We start from the raw sequence: 17,344 nt of genomic DNA on the forward strand, positions 1-17,344 counted from the left end.
TCGCAATTCCGTCCGATGTTCTTCGGAAATGGCAGCGGATCGCCGACCTTTTGGCAAATATCGTGCACGTTCCGTCGGCGGTGGTGTGCAAACTCGAACCGCCACACTACACGCACTACAAAATTCTGGCTTCTAGCGACTCGGAGGGAAATCCTTTTCCAGTGAATGATACTTTCTCGATGGATATCGGGACCTTCTGCGAAACTGTAATCAAGAGCCGTGAACCACTGCTTGTAGTCAATGCCTTGGAAGACGATCAGTGGAAACAGGCTCCTGAGATTCAAGTGGGGATGGTCTCGTATTTGGGGCTCCCAGTAGTCTGGCCTGATGGGCGGATGTTTGGAACCATCTGCGTCCTTGATGATAAGGCCAATAGATACAGCGACCACTACCAAGAGCTCCTGTTGCACTGCCGCGATGTTCTACAAGCGGACCTGCAGACGCTGGTCCGCTTCGGCGACGAACTCGAGGACCAAAAGGCACATCTCAGTGAACTGTTCGCCCGGGTTCCAGAGGCAGTTATCATGATTGATCGCGACTTCAGGATTAGGCGTATCAACCCGGAGTTCACCAATATTTTTGGGTACACGGCCGAAGAAGCGATCGGTCACGGAATCAAAGAACTAATTGCGCCTGACGATCTCCTTGAGGAAGCCGAAGGCTTTTTGCATCGGATGTTTGAGACAGGAGAGACATTCGCCGTTGAGACTATCCGTAGGCGTAAAAACGGCACGCGTGTGCCGGTCTCCCTGATTTGCGTTCCGGTACCCTCCCATGGCGGTGAGCAGGTTGGTTACGTGATCTATCGCAATATGACGGATACCAAGCGGCTCGAGGATGAGCAGCGGCGATACCACGAAATTCAATTGGAACTCGCACACGCAAACCGTACCGCCACTTTAGGACAGCTGTCCGCGTCGATTGCGCACGAGCTCAACCAGCCGCTGACAGGCATCATTACGAACTGCAGTGCCTGTTTGCGAATGCTGACACGCGATCCGCAAGACCTTGACGGCGCGCGAGAAGCCGTGCGGCGCACAATGCGAGACAGTGACCGCGCCTCGCAGGTCATTGCGCGGCTGCGTGCTCTGTTTAGCAACAAGGAGCCCGCATTTGAGCCGGTGGATCTTAATGAGGCGGCGAGAGAGGTGGTCGGGCTGTCGCTCGGCGAGATCCAGAACGCCAAGGCAATCTTGAGGACAGAACTCGCCGACGACATCACGTGTGTCGCGGCAGATCGTGTTCAGCTCCAGCAGGTCATCCTGAATTTGCTCCGGAACGCGTTGGACGCAATGACGGCGGTCGTTGATCGCCCAAGAGTCTTGCTGATTAGCACCGCAAGGGAGGAAAATGACTCAGTGCGGCTAAGCGTAAAGGATGCGGGGATCGGATTCGATCCCCACACCATGAACAAACTATTCGACGCTTTTTACAGTACAAAGAATACGGGGATGGGTGTTGGACTTGCAGTGAGCCGCACCATCATTGACAGCCATCATGGCCACCTATGGGCGGCTCTAAACGATGGGCCGGGATCTACGTTTTCGTTTTCTGTTCCTAGTGTCCGCCGTCAGCACTCATGAGACAGATTGGCTGAACCTTGAGCGCGCGGCCGGCATCGATATCAGCCTATTGCGGAACCCGAATCCAGGCGATCGCAGCCCCACCAGCCAACGCCGCCGACGCGGCGCGAAAGCTAATGGCAATCTAGTTGTAGGCGTTCGTCCCAGCCGACCGCGATGGAGGTCGGCGAGCTCTTTCCTGTTAGCGGAACTGCTGCCGAATGCAGCGTTAACTTAGTTCGTCCCTGTGAGGATGATTTTTCCCTTCGGCTGAGGCCGTACGCCTTCGAGCATCAGATGGGCATCGCGTGCATCCGCGAGAGGTAGGACTGCGCCCACACGAGTTCTGAGCTCCCCACCGTCGATCAGCCTTGCGATCTCCGCGAGATGTTGGCTCGTGACGTTGACCAGGAAAAAGGCTGCTTCGACGCCATGGGTTTGTGCGAGATGCTGATCAGGACGGGAAACGGCCGAAATCAGCTTGCCTCCGCGACGGAGGACCTGAAACGAACGCGCTTGTGTTTCGCCACCGACCAGATCGATGACAGCGTCAGCGTCGCGAACTGCTTCCTCAAAGCGCTGGGTCTGGAAGTCGATAACCGTGCTGGCGCCGAGCTCGTGCACATAAGGTATATCCGCCATTGCGGCAGTCGCGAGGGTTCTCAGACCAGCGCGAGAGGCGAGTTGAACGGCATAAGCGCCAACGTTGCCTGCCGCTCCATGGATAAGCACTGTTTCGCCAGCTTCTAGTTGGGCTTGATCAAACAACCCCTGCCAGGCCGTCACGGCAATGACAGGCACAGAGGCAGCTTCAACGTGCGTCAGCGAAGCTGGCTTCCTCGAGACCATCGCTGCGGAAGCCACAGCATACTCAGCATAGGCTCCTACAAACCGGGGGTTTGTAACACCATAAACCTGATCTCCTGCACGCAGCTCAGAAACCCCAGCCCCCACGGCGACAACTTCACCTGACAGATCAGAGCCCAACGTCAGGGGAAGCGGTTGCGGCAAAACACTCTTTCCGGCCCTGATCCAGCCGTCCCATGGACCAACGCCAGCGGCTTTGACTTCGACAAGAACCTCGCCGGGGCCAGGATCGGGCCTAAGGACCTGCTCGAAACTCATGACGCTTGGTGGTCCAAATTCATGCACGCGCCAGGCCATCATTGACTGATGCACCAGATCAACATTTGCCTCGTGCACGGTGCTGCTAGGGGTCATCTCATGCTCCTTACGCCGGGTTGGCTGCCAAGGCCGGGCAGTCAGTTGAAGCCTTCGGCAGCCTGGATCTGGATCAGTCCATCATTCGGCGCAGAATGCAGGAAGAGTCTCTCCGGATGAATAGTACGATGGTGTCGATGATACGTTCGGTATGCTTGCGGCTCGAACCAATACAGAAGTATCGCCGACACCTTTGTGCAATAGATTTGTCTCCGCTGTCAGTCGACCTTGTGTGTCGCTTCCGAACGATCGGAACTCATTGGAGGAGACATGTCAGCCATTTTCTATTGCGCACCTGGCGTAAGGTTCTGGCCACGGCCGCTGCCGCCAGCGCCTTCAGCCTGCTCTTTCCAGTGCGCGGCGCCACCGAACGGTCGATGACGTTCCACCGAGATGCCCGAAGCGCGGGAGGTCACGAGCCCGACAGTTCGAAATCGCGCAACACTCGCGGATCCTATGATTGCCGCGGACGCAAGGGAGAGGACGCCATGGCCTTCACCATCAATGTCAACGGTCAGACGCATGACGTGGATGTAGACGACGACACTCCTCTGTTGTGGGTGTTGCGCGACGTGCTCGGCATGACCGGCACGAAGTTTGGCTGCGGTGTGGCACTCTGCGGCGCCTGCACCGTGCATGTCGATGGGGTCGCGACCCGTTCCTGCATCACGTCCATTGACAGCGTCGCAACCTCCGAGATCACCACTATCGAGGCAATCGGCACGACGGTGGCCGGTGCAAAGGTCCAGCAGGCTTGGCTCGATCGGGAGGTCGTCCAATGCGGTTATTGCCAGTCGGGCCAGATCATGTCTGCCGCAGAACTCCTCGCCTCCAATGCCGATCCAACCGATGCGGACATCGACGACGCAATGTCGGGTAACATTTGCCGTTGCGGGACCTATACCCGCATCCGCGAGGCCATCAAGCAGGCAGCGGCGAGCTGAGAGGCGTAATCATGACAATCGATCAACATGCCTTCCGATATTCCGATCGGGGAGAATCGCGGTCGGTGAACGGGCTCTCCCGACGCAGCTTTCTCCGGGCAGGCGTCGCCGCGGGCGGAGGCCTGATGCTAAGTCTCAGCCTGCCCTTCCCAACCAGGGACGCCGGCGCGGCAGGCGACGATTTTGCCCCGAACGCCTTCGTCCGCATCAGTCGCGACGGGCGGGTCGTCCTGACCATGCCCTACATAGAGATGGGTCAAGGCACCTATACGGCTATTCCGATGCTTATCGCCGAAGAGCTGGAGGTGGATCTGGATCAGGTCACCCTGGAGCACGCCCCGCCTGATGAAAGGCTTTTCGCCAATCCGCTTCTGGGGGTGCAGGCGACCGGCAACTCAAACGCGATCCGCGGAGCCTGGCAGCCTCTGCGTCAAGCCGGAGCGGCCGCGCGAACCATGCTTGTGGCCGCGGCGGCGAAACAATGGAATGTCGAACCGTCGACCTGCCATGCTAGGCGCGCTGAGGTGCATCATTCACCGTCGCGCCGACGCCTCGGCTATGGCGAACTTGCCGGCGACGCCGGTCGGATGCCGGTCCCGTCGGAAGTGGAACTGAAGCGGCCACCGGATTTCAGGCTGATAGGCACGCCGGCGAAGCGTCTGGACGCGCCAGCAAAAGTCGATGGGAGGGCCATCTACGGCATCGACGTCCGGCCGCCCGGTGTGAAGATCGCGACGCTTGCGCAATCGCCGGTGTTCGGCGGCCGCCTGAAGAGCGTCGATGATACAGTAGCCAAGGCCATCAAGGGTGTGCGCCAGATCGTCCGGCTCGCCGACGCCGTCGCCGTCGTCGCCGACCACATGGGTGCTGCCAAGAAAGGCCTGGAAGCCCTGGTGATCGAATGGGACGACGGCCCGCACGCAGGGCTGACTACCGAAGTGATCGGGGCGGAGCTTGAACAGGCTTCGCTCAGATCCGGAGCCGTTGCTCAAGAAATCGGTGACGCCGATGCAGCGATGGCGAGCGTGCCTACGAAAGTCGAGGCTGCCTACCATGTTCCATTTCTTGCACACGCGACTATGGAGCCGATGAACTGTACGGCTCACGTTAGCAGCGAAGGGGTGGAAATCTGGGTCGGCACCCAGGCGGTTGCCCGGGCCCAAGCAGCGGCTGCAGAAGCTGCCGGCGTTCCACTCGAAAAGGTCATCGTCCACAATCACCTGATCGGTGGCGGCTTCGGCCGACGGCTCGACGTGGACGGGGTCTCCCGCACTGTCGAGATCGCCAAGCACGTTGGTGGTCCCGTGAAGGTCGTATGGACGCGCGAGGAAGACATCCAGCATGACATGTACCGACCGATGATCTTTAACCGGCTATCCGCTGGCCTCGATGCTACCGGGAAGCTCGTAGCCTGGAAAAATCGCTATGCCGGATCCTCGGTGGCTGCGCGCTGGCTACCCTCAGCGTTCAAGGATGGGCTTGATCCGATCACGATCGAAGGCGCCGTGCATCTCGTCTATGACCTCCCGAATCTTCATGTCGAATATGTGCGGACAGAGCCGCCTGCTATCCCGACCGCGTTCTGGCGGAGCGTTGGTCCGTCGCACAATGTCTTCGTAACGGAAAGCTTCGTAGACGAGTTGGCTGTTGCGGCGGGGCAAGATCCGGTTGCATACCGGCTCGCTCTCCTCGGCAAGTCGCCTCGGGCGAAGGCCGTGCTCGCCCTCGCTGCCGAAAAGGCAGGCTGGGGCGAGAATCTGCCGGCAGGAATCGGACGGGGGGTCTCCGTTCAGAACGCGTTTGCAACGTACATGGCTCAGATCGCGGAGGTGGAGGTCGCGACGGACGGCGCAGTTCACGTTAGGCGGGTCGTGTGCGCGATCGATTGCGGAACCGTCATCAATCCCGACACGATCGAGGCACAGATCCAGGGTGGTGTGATGTTTGGCATCACGGCGGCACTCTACGGCAACATCACGATCAAAGACGGCCGTGTCGAGCAGACCAACTTCCACGACTATCAGGTACTGCGCATGAACGAGGCGCCGAATGTCGAGGTGCATATCGCGCAGAGTGATGATCTGCCGGGTGGAATCGGCGAGGCCGGAACCTCGGCCGTCATCCCGGCCGTCACGAACGCCATTTTTGCGGCCACAGGCAAGCGCCTGCGAAGGCTTCCCGTCCATACCGCGGCACTGAGGCGGCCGACATAATGTAGTTGTCAGAGGAGGACCCGATGGTCACACGCGGTTTCACAGGTAATCGGGGCAATTCCGATCAGTCGGCCCGCCTCCCGCCGGGCCAACATCTCGTCCTGGATTTTCCGGTTTTGTCGGCGGGGCCGACGCCCCGGATAAGGCTTGACGATTGGACGTTCACGCTGAAAGTCGGTCCGCGCACCGTAGCGAAGTGGAACCGGGCGGAGTTCAACGCGCTGCCGCAGACCAAAATGACGCGCGACATCCACTGCGTGACGACCTGGTCGAAGTTCAACACGGCCTGGGAAGGCGTGCTTGTGGATGACATACTCGGCGACGCCGGCGTCGAGCCGCCGACGGGCTTCACGCTCGCCCATTCCTATGACGGCTACACGACCAATGTGCCGACCGCTGACCTCGTCGGCGGCAAGGCGATGGTTGCGTTGCGCTACGAAGGCAAGCCGATCCCGCCGGACCATGGCGGGCCGTCACGGCTGCTCGTGCCGCACCTCTATTTCTGGAAATCAGCGAAGTGGATGAATGCGCTGCAGTTCACCGAACGCGATGAACTCGGCTTCTGGGAGTTGCGCGGTTACCACCGCTATGGCGACCCCTGGCGCGAACAGCGCTACACGAACGATTGACCCGCCCATGAATTGGCAGAACGCGATCATCACGCGCATCGAGACGCGGTCACCGCGCGTGAAAAGCTTTTTCTTTCGCCTTCCGGAGCCCATGACGTTCCGGCCCGGTCAGCACGTTTTGCTCCGGCTAACTGCACCAGACGGTTATCGCGCCCAACGCAGCTACTCGATCACTTCCGCGCCCGGGCCTGGAAAGGCCAAAGAGCTCGAACTCGCGATCGAAAGGCTCGATGACGGCGAGGTCTCACCCTTCATGCACGATGCCGCGGAGGTGGACGACGAAATCGAGATCCGCGGCCCAATAGGCGGACACTTCAACTGGAGCCCTGAGGATGGCGGCCCGATACTTTTTATCGGCGGCGGATCAGGCGTGGCACCCTTTATGTCGATGCTGCGCCACCGCGCAGCGATCGGATCGCGCGTTCCCGTCGCGCTGGTGTTTTCGGCGCGATTGCGCCAGGAGCTTCTGTTCTTCGACGAACTCTCGAAACTGGCCACCTCAGGCGGCGGCTTTAGCCTGATGGTGACGCTGACACGCGAGGCTGGCGCGCACCCATTCCGGGCTGGACGTATTGACGCCGCTCTCATCAAGGACATGGTCACGGCCATGAAGGCGCCGGTTCGCCAGGTGCTGATTTGCGGCTCCAATCCGTTCGTCGAGACGGCGGCCGAGGGAACGATCGCGTCCGGCATAGATCCGACCCTAATCAAGACGGAACGCTACGGAAAAGCAGACAGCGGGAGCCCGCCATGAAACGAAATTTCGACTCGATCATCATCGGCGCCGGGCAGGCGGGACCCTCCCTCGCCGGGCGCTTGGCGGCGGCAGGCATGAAGGTCGCTCTGATCGAACGCAAGTTCTTCGGCGGTACCTGCGTCAACACCGGCTGCACGCCCACGAAAGCGATGGTCGCGAGCGCCTATGCGGCGCATCTCGCCCGGCGCGCCGGCGACTACGGCGTCTTGGTGGGGGGAGAAATCACAATTGACATGAAGAAGGTCCAGGCCCGCGCGGCCAAATTGACGCTCGATTCCCGTTCGGGCCTCGAGAACTGGCTGACCGGCATGGAGAACTGCACCGTCATCCGCGGCCATGCCAGGTTTGTGGACCAGCACACGCTCGAGGTCGGCGGCGAAACGCTCTCGGCGGCGCGGATCTTCATCAATGTCGGTGGGCGGGCGGCAAGACCGAACATGCCCGGCATCGACCAGGTCAAGGTCCTCGACAACACCGACATGGTCGCGCTCGACCAGGTGCCGCGCCACCTCGTCGTGGTTGGCGGCAGTTATGTCGGGCTCGAATTCGCGCAGATGTTCCGCCGGTTCGGCGCCGAAGTGACAATGGTGGAAAAAGGTCCTCGCCTGGTCTCGCGCGAGGACGACGATGTCTCTGCCTCGATCAAGGACATTTTCGAGCGAGAAGGCATCACGATCCGGCTGGACGCCGAGTGCATCCGCTTCGATCCTTACGGCGATGAAATCCGCGTTGGCCTTCACTGCGCGCGCGAGCCCCGCGACGTCGTCGGCAGCCACGTGCTGCTCGCCGTCGGGCGACGCGCCAACACCGATGACCTCGGCCTGGAGGAGGCAGGAATAGCGCGGGACGCCCGCGGCTTCATCACGGTCGACGATAGACTTGCGACCAATGTCGAGGGTGTCTTCGCGCTCGGCGATTGCAACGGCCGCGGTGCTTTCACCCACACGGCCTATAATGATTTTGAGATCGTGGCGGCCAATTTGCTCGATGGCGAAAGCCGCAAGGTCAGCAACCGTGTGTCAGGCTACGCACTCTTCATCGACCCGCCGCTTGGACGAGCGGGCATGAGCGAGACGGAAGCGCAAAGGGCCGGTCTTCCTGTTCTCGTCGGCACGCGGCCAATGACGCGCGTCGGACGCGCGGTCGAAAAAGGTGAGACGCTGGGATTTATGAAGGTCGTCGCCGATGCCAGGAGCGGCAAGATCCTGGGCGCCGCGATCCTCGGGCCGGGTGGTGACGAGGCCATCCACGGCATACTCGACGCCATCAACGTCGGCACCTCATATCGTGACCTCCAGTGGGCCGTGCCGATCCATCCGACGGTCTCCGAGCTTATACCAACTGTGATCGGCGCGATGCAGCAGAGTGGCTAGGCGATCATTGCGCTCGGGACGAAATCCCGTGTCGGTTAACACGGCATCGTCAGTGGCATTGACCGCGCAATTGGCACATGTGTCTCGCTTCCAACAAATCCTGCAGCGAACGTCGATTGGTCCGAGACCGCGCATATGGTGGTATTCCGGCCGGTAGCAGGGCATGCCGAAAGGTAAAGCGCTGCAGCATCTCGTCAGACAGGAGCCCAAAGTCGGGGCGCGATTTTCTCCGTTCGATCGTCAACGGGAGCCGACAATGGAAGATGGCATCACGGGCAGCCATAAGTCGATCGCTGTGCCGAGATATGGGGTGCTTGTGATTGACAGCCCGCCGCCTTGACGTTCCATCACTTGGCGCACCATCGCCAGGCCGAGGCCTGTTCCGTGACTTTTGGTTGAGAAGTAGGGCTCCCCTGCACTTCGCAGCGTCGCCTGGCTCATGCCGGTGCCTGTATCGGCAACCGACAGGCGGATCGTCGGGTCACGCGCCTCGGCAACGCTAACGCGCTCCTGATCAATGGCGGCTGCAACGACAACCTCGCCGCCGTCCGGCATTGCATCGCGGGCGTTGAGCACCAGATTGAGCAATGCCCGTTCCATAAGATGGCGGTCGACGAAGGCAGGTGGAAGACCGTCGGCAACATCGAACTGAAGGATGATATCGGCAGGCAACACGCTCATCAGGATCGGCTCCAGGGACTTCAGAAGCTGGCGAATATCGACCGCAGCCGGCCGGAGACTCTGGGGGGTGGCAAAATCGAGAAGCTGCCGTGCCAGTACATTGGCGCGGAACGCGCAGAATATTGCAGCGTCGATGCGTGTGACCTGCCTCGGCGTGCCGACCTTCTGACCTTGCAATTCCTCCAAGATCGTGACGATCGGGGTGAGAAAATTGCTGAAATCGTGAACGATCGAGGCGAGCAGCACTCGTGGATCGGTGTCCGGCTGCGCAGTGGTGTCCTCGTCCACTCTGCGATACGGAGACGTGAGGGGCCGTTGTTCGATCATGTCTTCTCCATCGCAGGTAGCCACAAGAACGGCTACCGGCATTTCGACCTGGCGGAGTCTAACCGCGATTTCCTGTCCCGCTTCGCGCATTCTGCTCGTCGATGTAGAGATTTCGCCAATCTCGAACGCAAGTCCATTGCACGATGGTATCCTCTATACTTTTGCATCGGTCGCTCGGATTCGCCGCGCGCGGAAATCCAAAACTGACCAGATGCTTGGAATGATTTTCACATTCGATACCTCTGCTTGTCATACCGCCGACCAATAGTTTTGCGCCTTTATGCGAGTGTGATCCATGTTGCGGTTGCCGCAGATTTCGGTTAGCGTTTGGATTGCGCGATTGCCGCAATATTGGTAGACGGATCCGATGCACAAAACACTCATGATGGAGTGTTTCCAATTGGGTGTGGCGAAAGCCTCGTACGGGTTCGATTCCCGTATCGCGCACGAACATTCGCCCCACTAATCAGATTTCAACTGGCCGGTTCGGAGCCGTCCGCGACACCACCCGCCACAAACGGTCAAGAGCACAATTTCCAAGCGGATGTGCTATTCATCGCGGGGCTTATGGACGGATACCGCGGCCAGATGCAGAAGATAACAGCAACTTGAAGCGCCATTGGCCTTGGGCTGCTGCGGCGAAGCCGGCCGATGCTGAGCCGGCAAGAAGCCGCCGGTGTGTGGCTGCGATCTTGGGCTGGCTATGAGGGTGTGCCAGGCATGCCCATCCCGAGCTAGTGGGCGATGGCCAGCTTTGCCGCCATGTTCACTAAGTCCGGGAGAGAGCGAGCCATCATCTTGCGCATAACCTGGCCTCGGTGTGCCTTCACGGTGATTTCGCTGATACCCAGCTCGAAGCCGACCTGCTTGTTCAGTAGACCGGAGACCACCAGCGTCATCACTTCGTGCTCCCGACGGCTGAGTGATGAGTAGCGATCCCGCAGCGCGTGGATTTCAGAGTCTAGGGCAAGCAATTTCCTACTGCGATCCAGCGCCTGCTCGATGGCGCTCAGCAGCACTTCGTCGCTGAAGGGCTTCGTCAGGAACTCGACGGCGCCGGCTTTCATCGCTTTCACCGTCGTCGGCACGTCGCCGTAACCCGTGACGAAGATGATTGGCATGTCGGTGCGCTCGACGGAGACGAACTGCTGCAGATCGAGCCCGCTAAGTTCCGGAAGATTAACGTCGAGGACCAGGCAGTTCGGAACCAACGGACGAGGACAAGCGAGGAATTCCCGCGCCGACTCGAATGCTTCCGGTTGCCAACCGGCGGATCGGATCAGCAATTCGAGGGACTCGCGCACGGAAACATCGTCGTCAACGACAAACACGATAGGTGTTTCGTGCGACATGGATGCCGACCTCGCTTCATCCCCAGGTGCAATCGCCAAATCTGTATTCATCGCTCCTATCTCCTTGGGATGGCCATAAAATGGCGTGACGTTTAGGGCTTACTGAGCGCCGAACTGAGCGCCTCCTGAAGGGCTGTATCGCTGAACGGCTTGAACAGGCACTCCACGGCGCCCCGCTCCAGAAGACGCGGCCGTACTGCGTCGTCCCGGTGCGCAGTGATGAAGATGATCGGAAACGGAAGACCCCGACGCTCGAGTTCCCGCTGCAGGTCGGGGCCAGTCATCCCGGGCATCGAGACGTCGAGGATCAAGCAACTGGTCTTGTCGACAATATCGGACTCCAGAAACTCCTTCGCCGAGGCGAAAGTCCTGGCACTGAAGCCAAAAGCCTTCAGCAGGTCTGGTAGCGACTCGCGTACGGATTCGTCGTCATCGACAACCGACACGAGTGGATGCGCAACTTTCATGAAATCTCCGTTGAACTCTCGGTATTGCTGGCGACCGGCGCCTGCAGGACGCCGACCTCGTGGACAGGGTTCTCTTCCCTGAAGTACTCGGGGATGGAAAACGAGAATGTGGCTCCGGGGCCGTCGTTGGATGTGGCCCACAGGCGCCCGTGATGGTGCTCGATGATGGAGCGGCTGACGGACAGCCCTATTCCCATTCCATCGCTCTTGGTCGTGTAGAACGCTTCAAAGAGTCGCTCTGTGCCGTCGGGCCCGAAACCGATGCCGGCGTCCTGCACGCTCAGGCGCACATGATCGTCTTCGTCATGTTCGGTCCTGATCCGCATCCGTCTTGGGCGATCGTCGATGCCGCTCATCGCATCCGCACCGTTGCGCAGCAGGTTCATAATGACCTGTTGGAGTTGAACACGGTCGCCGCCGACAGGCGGAAGCCCATCCGCCAATTCGGTGCTCACCCTCACCCCGCTTCGCTGCAAGTCTTCCGAACACAGGGCCATTACCTCTCGCGCTGCCTCGTTCAAATCGATCGGCTCTATGCTTGCCGCCCGCTTGCTGAAGAGCGTACGCAATCGCGTGATCACGTCGGCGGCACGGTTGCCGTCGCGGATAGTGCGACGCGCGGTCTCCCGCGCGACGTCGATGTTCGGCGGTTCGGCAGCCAGCATACGAAGGCAGGTGCCGGCATTGGTTATGATGCCCGACAGCGGCTGATTGACTTCATGGGCAATCGACGCAGTCAACGCTCCGAGGCTCGTGATCCTGGTGACATGGGCGAGGTCGGAACGGGCCTTGCTGAGCGCTTCTTCGGCGAGCCGGCGTTGTGAGATGTCAAGAACTGCACCGATATACTCCAGTTGGCCTGGATCGCCTCGAGACCGATGCGCGATCAGGTGCAGGTGTTTGATCGAGTCGTCGGGCAGGACGATCCGATGCTGGTATTCAAAATCACTTTCACCGCGCGTCGCCCGTTCAACCATATCTGATATCAGGGGCATGTCTTCAGGATGAACTCGGCTGGCGATTAGTTCGAGGGTCACGGGCACGCCCGGATCAAACTGGAAGATGCGACAGAGCTGCTCAGACCACGTTATCTCGCCCGTCGCGACATGCCAGGCAAAATTGCCCATCCGCGCGAGATGCTGACCTTCGGCAAGAAACGCCTCGCTCCGCCTCAGCGCTTCCTCGGTCCGCGAACGTTCGATTGCGATGCTCGCGATGCGCGTCGCATGCGCGATTAGACTTTGATGCTGAGGCGACGGGGTAGCAGGCTGCCGTTGATAGAGGCAAAGTGTGCCAAGGACGCGTCCATCCTTTGCATAAATTGGCGTGCTCCAGACCGATCTCAGTCCGTGGTCCAGAACATGGGTTCGAACAGGAGAGGTGCGCCAGCGTGGATCCGATTCGATGTCCCCCGCGACTACCTGTATCTTCTGCTGGGCTGCTATCGCACAGGGCAATGCGTCGCCGCTAATAGAGAGCCCTGCAATCGGGTCGGTATAGGTGGCAGGAAGCGATGGCGCCACGCTATATTCGATGGTTGGGCCGCTCCAGTCGATTGGGTGGACGTCACAGTAACAGCCGGGGCCAGCCTCCTCGACCATCTCGCACAGGGCGCCGAGAACATCCCGAAGCGGACTGCTGGACGCAATCATCTCCAGCAGATGCTTCTCTCGAGCTAGATTGGTCTCCGCGCGTTTGCGGTCGTCGATATCGGTGTTGACCCCATACCATGCGCCGCGCAATGGGCTGACGCGGAACAGAAGCCATCTATACTCGCCATCAAACCGGCGTAGCCGCGCCTCGGTCTCTCCCTGCTTCCCGGAGGCAATGATAGCCTGCCACGTAGCGGCTAGCCCACTCAGATCGTCCGGGTGGACGGCCACCGTCCAGCCCCAGCCTTGCGCCTGCTCCGCTGAGAGACCGACATAATCGAGATATTGCTGGCTAAGGAATTCGGCTGAGCCATCAGCATGAGCCGACCACGCCAGCGCGGGAATGGCATCGATGGTCAGTTTGAAATTGCGCTCGCTCACCCGGAGAGCTTCCTCGGCGCGCTTCCGGTCGTCGATATCGATGCTCACTCCATACCACTTGACGATATTTCCGGCTTCGTCGCACAACGGATTGGCACGAACTAGAAACCATCGATAAATGCCGTCGAAACGGCGAATACGTGCCTCCGCCTCCCCCGATCTTCCGGATGCTAAAATTGCCTCCCACGTAGCAGTAAGTCCATCCACGTCATCTGGGTGGACTGCTGCTGTCAGGTCCCAGTACTCGGACAGCGCAGTCGTCGGTACCCAATCCTTTGATTGGCCGATCGAGAGGCCCACATAGTGGAGGTAATGTTGGTTGAAAAATGCGAGGGAACCGTCCGGACGTGCCGACCAGGCCATCGTGGGTATAGTGTTGATGATCAGGTCAAGTTCGCGCTCCTTGAGCCGTAAAGCCTCGTCGGACCGCTTACGATCTTCAATGTCGATATTTGTTCCGTACCACCTGACCACGTTGTCTTTGTCGTCGCGCAGCGGATTGACGCGGAACAATAACCACCGGTATTCCCCGTCAAAGCGTCTCAACCGCGCTTCCGCTTCTCCAGGCTTCTCGGACGCCCGAATGGTTTGCCAAGTAGCAGCCAGTCCATCCCGGTCGTCGGGATGGACCGCATCCGTCCAACCCCAACCCTCGGCATGTTCGGAGGAAAGGCCGACATAGTCGAGGTAGTGCTGGTTGAAGAACTCTGCCGAGCCGTCGGTCCGCGCTGCCCAAGCCAGTGCGGGTATTGTGTCGATTGTCAGCTTGAAGTTGCGCTCACTTGCAGCGAGCGCCTCCTCGGCACGTTTGCGTTCGTCAATGTCGACAAGCAGGTTGTACCAGCGGACGATGCAGCCGGTCGCATCCCGAACCGGAAGGCCGCGAGACTGAAACCAGCGATAGACGCCGTCGAAACGTCGCGCACGGACTTCGAAATCGAAGGGCTCGCCCGTCTCAATCGATCGGGTGAAGAGTTTGATGGCGCGAGGAAGATCCTCGGGATGACACGCATCGCCGGTTCCCCACCGCTTTAGCTCCTCTAACGTCCTGCCGAAATATTCGCGGTTCTGCTTGTTGATGAATTCGACTTCGCCAGCTGCGCTGTGAACCCCGACCAAGCCGGGAATGCCGTCTACGATCAACTGAAAATCAAGCTCGCGCTCACGCAGGGTCGCCTCTGCCCGCCGAAAGGCATCTACGTCCGTGCCCACTCCGCACCATTTTATAATCCGCCCGGCGTCGTCGCGCATTGGACTGCAGTGAATGACAAACCAACGGCATTGGCCGTCGTCGCGCCGCAGGCGCGCTTCAATTTCGCCGGGTTCGCCGGACGCTAGAATCGATCGCCAGCGTTCTAGCACCGTGGGCAAGTCGTCCGGATAGATCGTGGCCTGCCAATCCCAACCATGAGCTGCGTCCAGACTGAAACCGGTATAGTCGGACCAGCGGCGATTGGCGAAGTCGATATGCCCGTCGGGCCGCGCAGTCCACACCATGGCCGGTAGAGCGTCGAAGGCGCGGCCGAGATCGATCTCCATTGCCATCCTTTCGCGTGTGTCTGCGCGTGCACGAGCATGCGTCTTGCCAATGTAAACGTCTATTGTGCCTTGGTGTCGGTTTTGCGCGTTAGACAAGCATGCGCCATTCCACCAATACAAACGTATCGCGTGGTCGCTTTGCGGTAAGACCATCGGCAGATTCCTAATCTCTAGGTCACAGATTCGATTCCTGTCGGGATCACCAATAATTTCAGCCGGTTAGGTAGTGCCAGTGCGGCCACCTGCACCCCATCCCAAGGGCTACTCAGCGGCGGCGTGTAGCTCAGATCCAAATCGCTCATCTGTTCGACGCTCATCCGTGATGGCCGAAGTACACCTTCACGTGCCGGTGGGGGACGGGAGCACAACTCTCGTGCTTCCAAGCGATGTGCCGTTGCACGACCTCGGATTGCTCCGCACTACCTGCCGCTTGTCCTGCTTATCAAGACCGGCATGCCGTCCTGTTGCACAACGCGGACACCCCAGCCGTCTGCGGGCACTGCGCCTCTATTCCTGCCCAGCGTCAGAGCTGCAAACCAGAGGAAGACCAATGGGGCAGGCCCGACGTTGACGGACCGGTGCGCCCAATCGGGGGCTATGAACGCGCAGACGCCGGGAGCCATGGCAACTGACATGACTTCGCGATCTCGGAACTGGAGCAGCAGGATTCCTTGGCCGGCTTGCGTATAGTAGAATTCAGCCCTGTCTCGACGCGCATGGAAGTGGCCCCGGGTCATGTAGAATTCGGCCGCGCGAGGCGATGAAACAATTTGAGCAGCGTTGGCACCTCGGCGCGCACCTGCTACGGACTCGCGCTTGCCCAATCTCGAAGAGGCAACCGCTATAACCGGAATGGGCGATCCTATCGCCGCGATCGAACTGTTTGGCGAGGCATTTCCTGTCGTTGCGCTGAAGGCGGGAGCCGGCGGCGCGTGGCTCAAAATGTTTGGAACACTTCGAAGAAGGTTCCGGATGTGGACACCACCGGCGCCGGAGACGCCTTTAACACTGGCTTCATCCATGCTTGGCTCTCAGGCGAGAACGCGCAAACCTGCCTCGCCGCGGGCGTTACGTTCGGCAGCCTCGCCCTTCAGGCGGCGGGTGGAACGGCCATCCTGCGCGACCCGGAGCAAGGGCTGATTACCTGAAGCCAACCTGGTTCGGGCACATCAATCTGGTCGAGATGCGCTCCCTATCTCGAATCGCGCGACACCTTGATGGCGAGCTCGCTGACCAATTCCTCGACTGTCGCTCAAGAAGGAGAGCTGATTCAAATGGGATGCGTACTTTCGAGATGGCCGTCAGCATGTCTCTCAACTAGATCTTGTGTATCGCGAGGCTCGGCCGTCATATATTGATCGCTTGCCCAAGCGTGGCCAGACACAGTCTTGGTTAACAACCCGTTATTCATAGCCCAAACTGCAGCTTGAGTCCGGTTGCGGACCCGAATCTTTCGAAGAATCGTCTTCACGTGCACCTTCACCGTTGCGTCGGCGATATGAAACTTACGCGCGATGATTTTATTAGACTTACCTTCAGTTAAGCAACCGAGAACACATATTTCGCGAGGCGACAGCATCGAGAGGACGCGCTCCTCATGCTCCGGGATAACGCCAGGATTGCTTGGATTTTTTTTATGTTCAGGTTCCAGATTTTGCTTCACAGACGGTAAAAATGGCAACGCCTCCGCAGGCAATATGGATTGTCCAAGCAACACTAATTCAAGAGATTTGATGAACGTGTCGTAAGCGGTGAATTTTGTCAAATAAGCATTTGCACCGGAACGAAAAGCTGAGACGACATCGTCCAATTGATAGTGATCAGCCAAAACAACTACATGGCTATCAGGATAATTTTCCTTGAAATCTGCAATTTGTTCAAATCCAGAACTGGCATCGGAGCAATCGACATCAATTATAAGCAAGATAGGCCGGCATTGCGGCAACGGTTTGAGAAGGAGGTCGTGAACAGAATCTGCTGAGAAAGCAATACGAAACTTCGATTTATCTAGGATCCGAATTAGGCTCTCTCGGAGTAATCCACTCGGTCCGACAAGTAACGTCAAAAAGGATTGTCGTCCCATCGGTAGCCTCCCCTGGTACACTAGTTAACAACCTATGACACTTATGAGGTACTCTTGTTTGGTTCTCCATGCGGCTGCAAAAATGGTATTTAACCGTATTACCTTACGCCGCGAACGCCGAATTTCAAAATACCTCATTAGGAGTAGATGGCCGGCCCAAGGT

15 protein-coding genes and 1 tRNA gene are annotated in these 17,344 nt (G+C 59.2%); 8 read left to right on the top strand and 8 right to left on the bottom strand.

The window, feature by feature from the left end; translation table 11 throughout:
* The coding region (locus tag EOA78_RS14805) for a GAF domain-containing sensor histidine kinase (protein ID WP_164783761.1) at positions 1-1,583 on the top strand (1,583 nt) is incomplete at its 5' end.
* Between the two features lie 213 nt (positions 1,584-1,796).
* On the opposite strand, the gene EOA78_RS14810 is transcribed toward EOA78_RS14805, so the two are convergent.
* Complete coding sequence (locus EOA78_RS14810; RefSeq protein ID WP_127315780.1) at positions 1,797-2,783, bottom strand: NADP-dependent oxidoreductase; 987 nt, start codon at positions 2,781-2,783, stop codon at positions 1,797-1,799.
* A gap of 488 nt (positions 2,784-3,271) precedes the next feature.
* Here EOA78_RS14810 and EOA78_RS14815 point away from each other — a divergent pair, with 488 nt between their 5' ends.
* The 5 genes from EOA78_RS14815 to EOA78_RS14835 all read left to right on the top strand — a co-directional run bounded on the left by EOA78_RS14815 (position 3,272) and on the right by EOA78_RS14835 (position 8,699).
* A complete protein-coding gene (locus EOA78_RS14815; RefSeq protein WP_127315781.1) occupies positions 3,272-3,727 on the top strand; it encodes a (2Fe-2S)-binding protein in 456 nt (151 codons plus the stop codon).
* A gap of 125 nt (positions 3,728-3,852) precedes the next feature.
* Positions 3,853-5,940 (top strand): xanthine dehydrogenase family protein molybdopterin-binding subunit, encoded by a 2,088-nt coding sequence (locus tag EOA78_RS14820; protein WP_245477505.1) that lies wholly within the window; start codon positions 3,853-3,855, stop codon positions 5,938-5,940.
* Between the two features lie 23 nt (positions 5,941-5,963).
* On the top strand, positions 5,964-6,569 hold the full coding sequence (locus tag EOA78_RS14825; protein WP_127315783.1) for a sulfite oxidase-like oxidoreductase: 606 nt from the start codon (positions 5,964-5,966) through the stop codon (positions 6,567-6,569).
* Between the two features lie 7 nt (positions 6,570-6,576).
* The gene (locus EOA78_RS14830; protein WP_127315784.1) at positions 6,577-7,323 is read left to right on the top strand and encodes an FAD-binding oxidoreductase; all 747 of its coding nucleotides are present in this window, start codon (positions 6,577-6,579) and stop codon (positions 7,321-7,323) included.
* On the top strand, positions 7,320-8,699 hold the full coding sequence (locus tag EOA78_RS14835) for an FAD-containing oxidoreductase (protein ID WP_127315785.1): 1,380 nt from the start codon (positions 7,320-7,322) through the stop codon (positions 8,697-8,699). Before EOA78_RS14830 ends, EOA78_RS14835 begins: the two co-directional genes overlap by 4 nt.
* Positions 8,700-8,939: 240 nt before the next feature.
* Here EOA78_RS14835 and EOA78_RS14840 read toward each other — a convergent pair whose 3' ends face one another.
* Complete coding sequence (locus EOA78_RS14840; protein WP_245477506.1) at positions 8,940-9,797, bottom strand: ATP-binding protein; 858 nt, start codon at positions 9,795-9,797, stop codon at positions 8,940-8,942.
* Positions 9,798-10,041: 244 nt separating this feature from the next.
* Between EOA78_RS14840 and EOA78_RS35970 the strand changes: the two genes are divergently transcribed.
* A tRNA-OTHER gene (locus EOA78_RS35970) sits at positions 10,042-10,154 on the top strand.
* Between the two features lie 287 nt (positions 10,155-10,441).
* Here the strand turns inward: EOA78_RS35970 and EOA78_RS14845 are convergent.
* From EOA78_RS14845 to EOA78_RS37940, 5 genes are all read right to left on the bottom strand, one after another.
* The gene (locus EOA78_RS14845) at positions 10,442-11,059 is read right to left on the bottom strand and encodes a response regulator (protein WP_127315813.1); all 618 of its coding nucleotides are present in this window, start codon (positions 11,057-11,059) and stop codon (positions 10,442-10,444) included.
* 92 nt (positions 11,060-11,151) lie between these two features.
* Complete coding sequence (locus tag EOA78_RS14850) at positions 11,152-11,526, bottom strand: response regulator (RefSeq protein WP_127315786.1); 375 nt, start codon at positions 11,524-11,526, stop codon at positions 11,152-11,154.
* The gene (locus EOA78_RS14855) at positions 11,523-15,098 is read right to left on the bottom strand and encodes a PAS domain-containing protein (protein ID WP_164783762.1); all 3,576 of its coding nucleotides are present in this window, start codon (positions 15,096-15,098) and stop codon (positions 11,523-11,525) included. The genes EOA78_RS14850 and EOA78_RS14855 overlap by 4 nt, the downstream gene beginning before the upstream one ends.
* 170 nt (positions 15,099-15,268) lie before the next feature.
* The gene (locus EOA78_RS35975; RefSeq protein WP_206533446.1) at positions 15,269-15,415 is read right to left on the bottom strand and encodes a hypothetical protein; all 147 of its coding nucleotides are present in this window, start codon (positions 15,413-15,415) and stop codon (positions 15,269-15,271) included.
* A gap of 102 nt (positions 15,416-15,517) precedes the next feature.
* Positions 15,518-16,120: a glucose-6-phosphate isomerase family protein gene (locus EOA78_RS37940; protein WP_348628480.1), complete on the bottom strand. Its 603-nt coding sequence runs from the start codon at positions 16,118-16,120 to the stop codon at positions 15,518-15,520.
* On the opposite strand from EOA78_RS37940, the gene EOA78_RS14865 reads away from it, so the two are divergent.
* A complete protein-coding gene (locus EOA78_RS14865) occupies positions 16,031-16,246 on the top strand; it encodes a PfkB family carbohydrate kinase (protein WP_348628481.1) in 216 nt (71 codons plus the stop codon). The two genes, EOA78_RS37940 and EOA78_RS14865, sit on opposite strands and share 90 nt — an antisense overlap.
* A 122-nt stretch (positions 16,247-16,368) precedes the next feature.
* Here the strand turns inward: EOA78_RS14865 and EOA78_RS14870 are convergent, their stop codons facing one another.
* On the bottom strand, positions 16,369-17,181 hold the full coding sequence (locus EOA78_RS14870; RefSeq protein ID WP_127315789.1) for a response regulator transcription factor: 813 nt from the start codon (positions 17,179-17,181) through the stop codon (positions 16,369-16,371).
* Positions 17,182-17,344 lie beyond the last annotated feature (163 nt).

The organism is Mesorhizobium sp. M5C.F.Cr.IN.023.01.1.1 (genome assembly GCF_003997585.1).
Lineage (GTDB): Bacteria > Pseudomonadota > Alphaproteobacteria > Rhizobiales > Rhizobiaceae > Mesorhizobium > Mesorhizobium wenxiniae.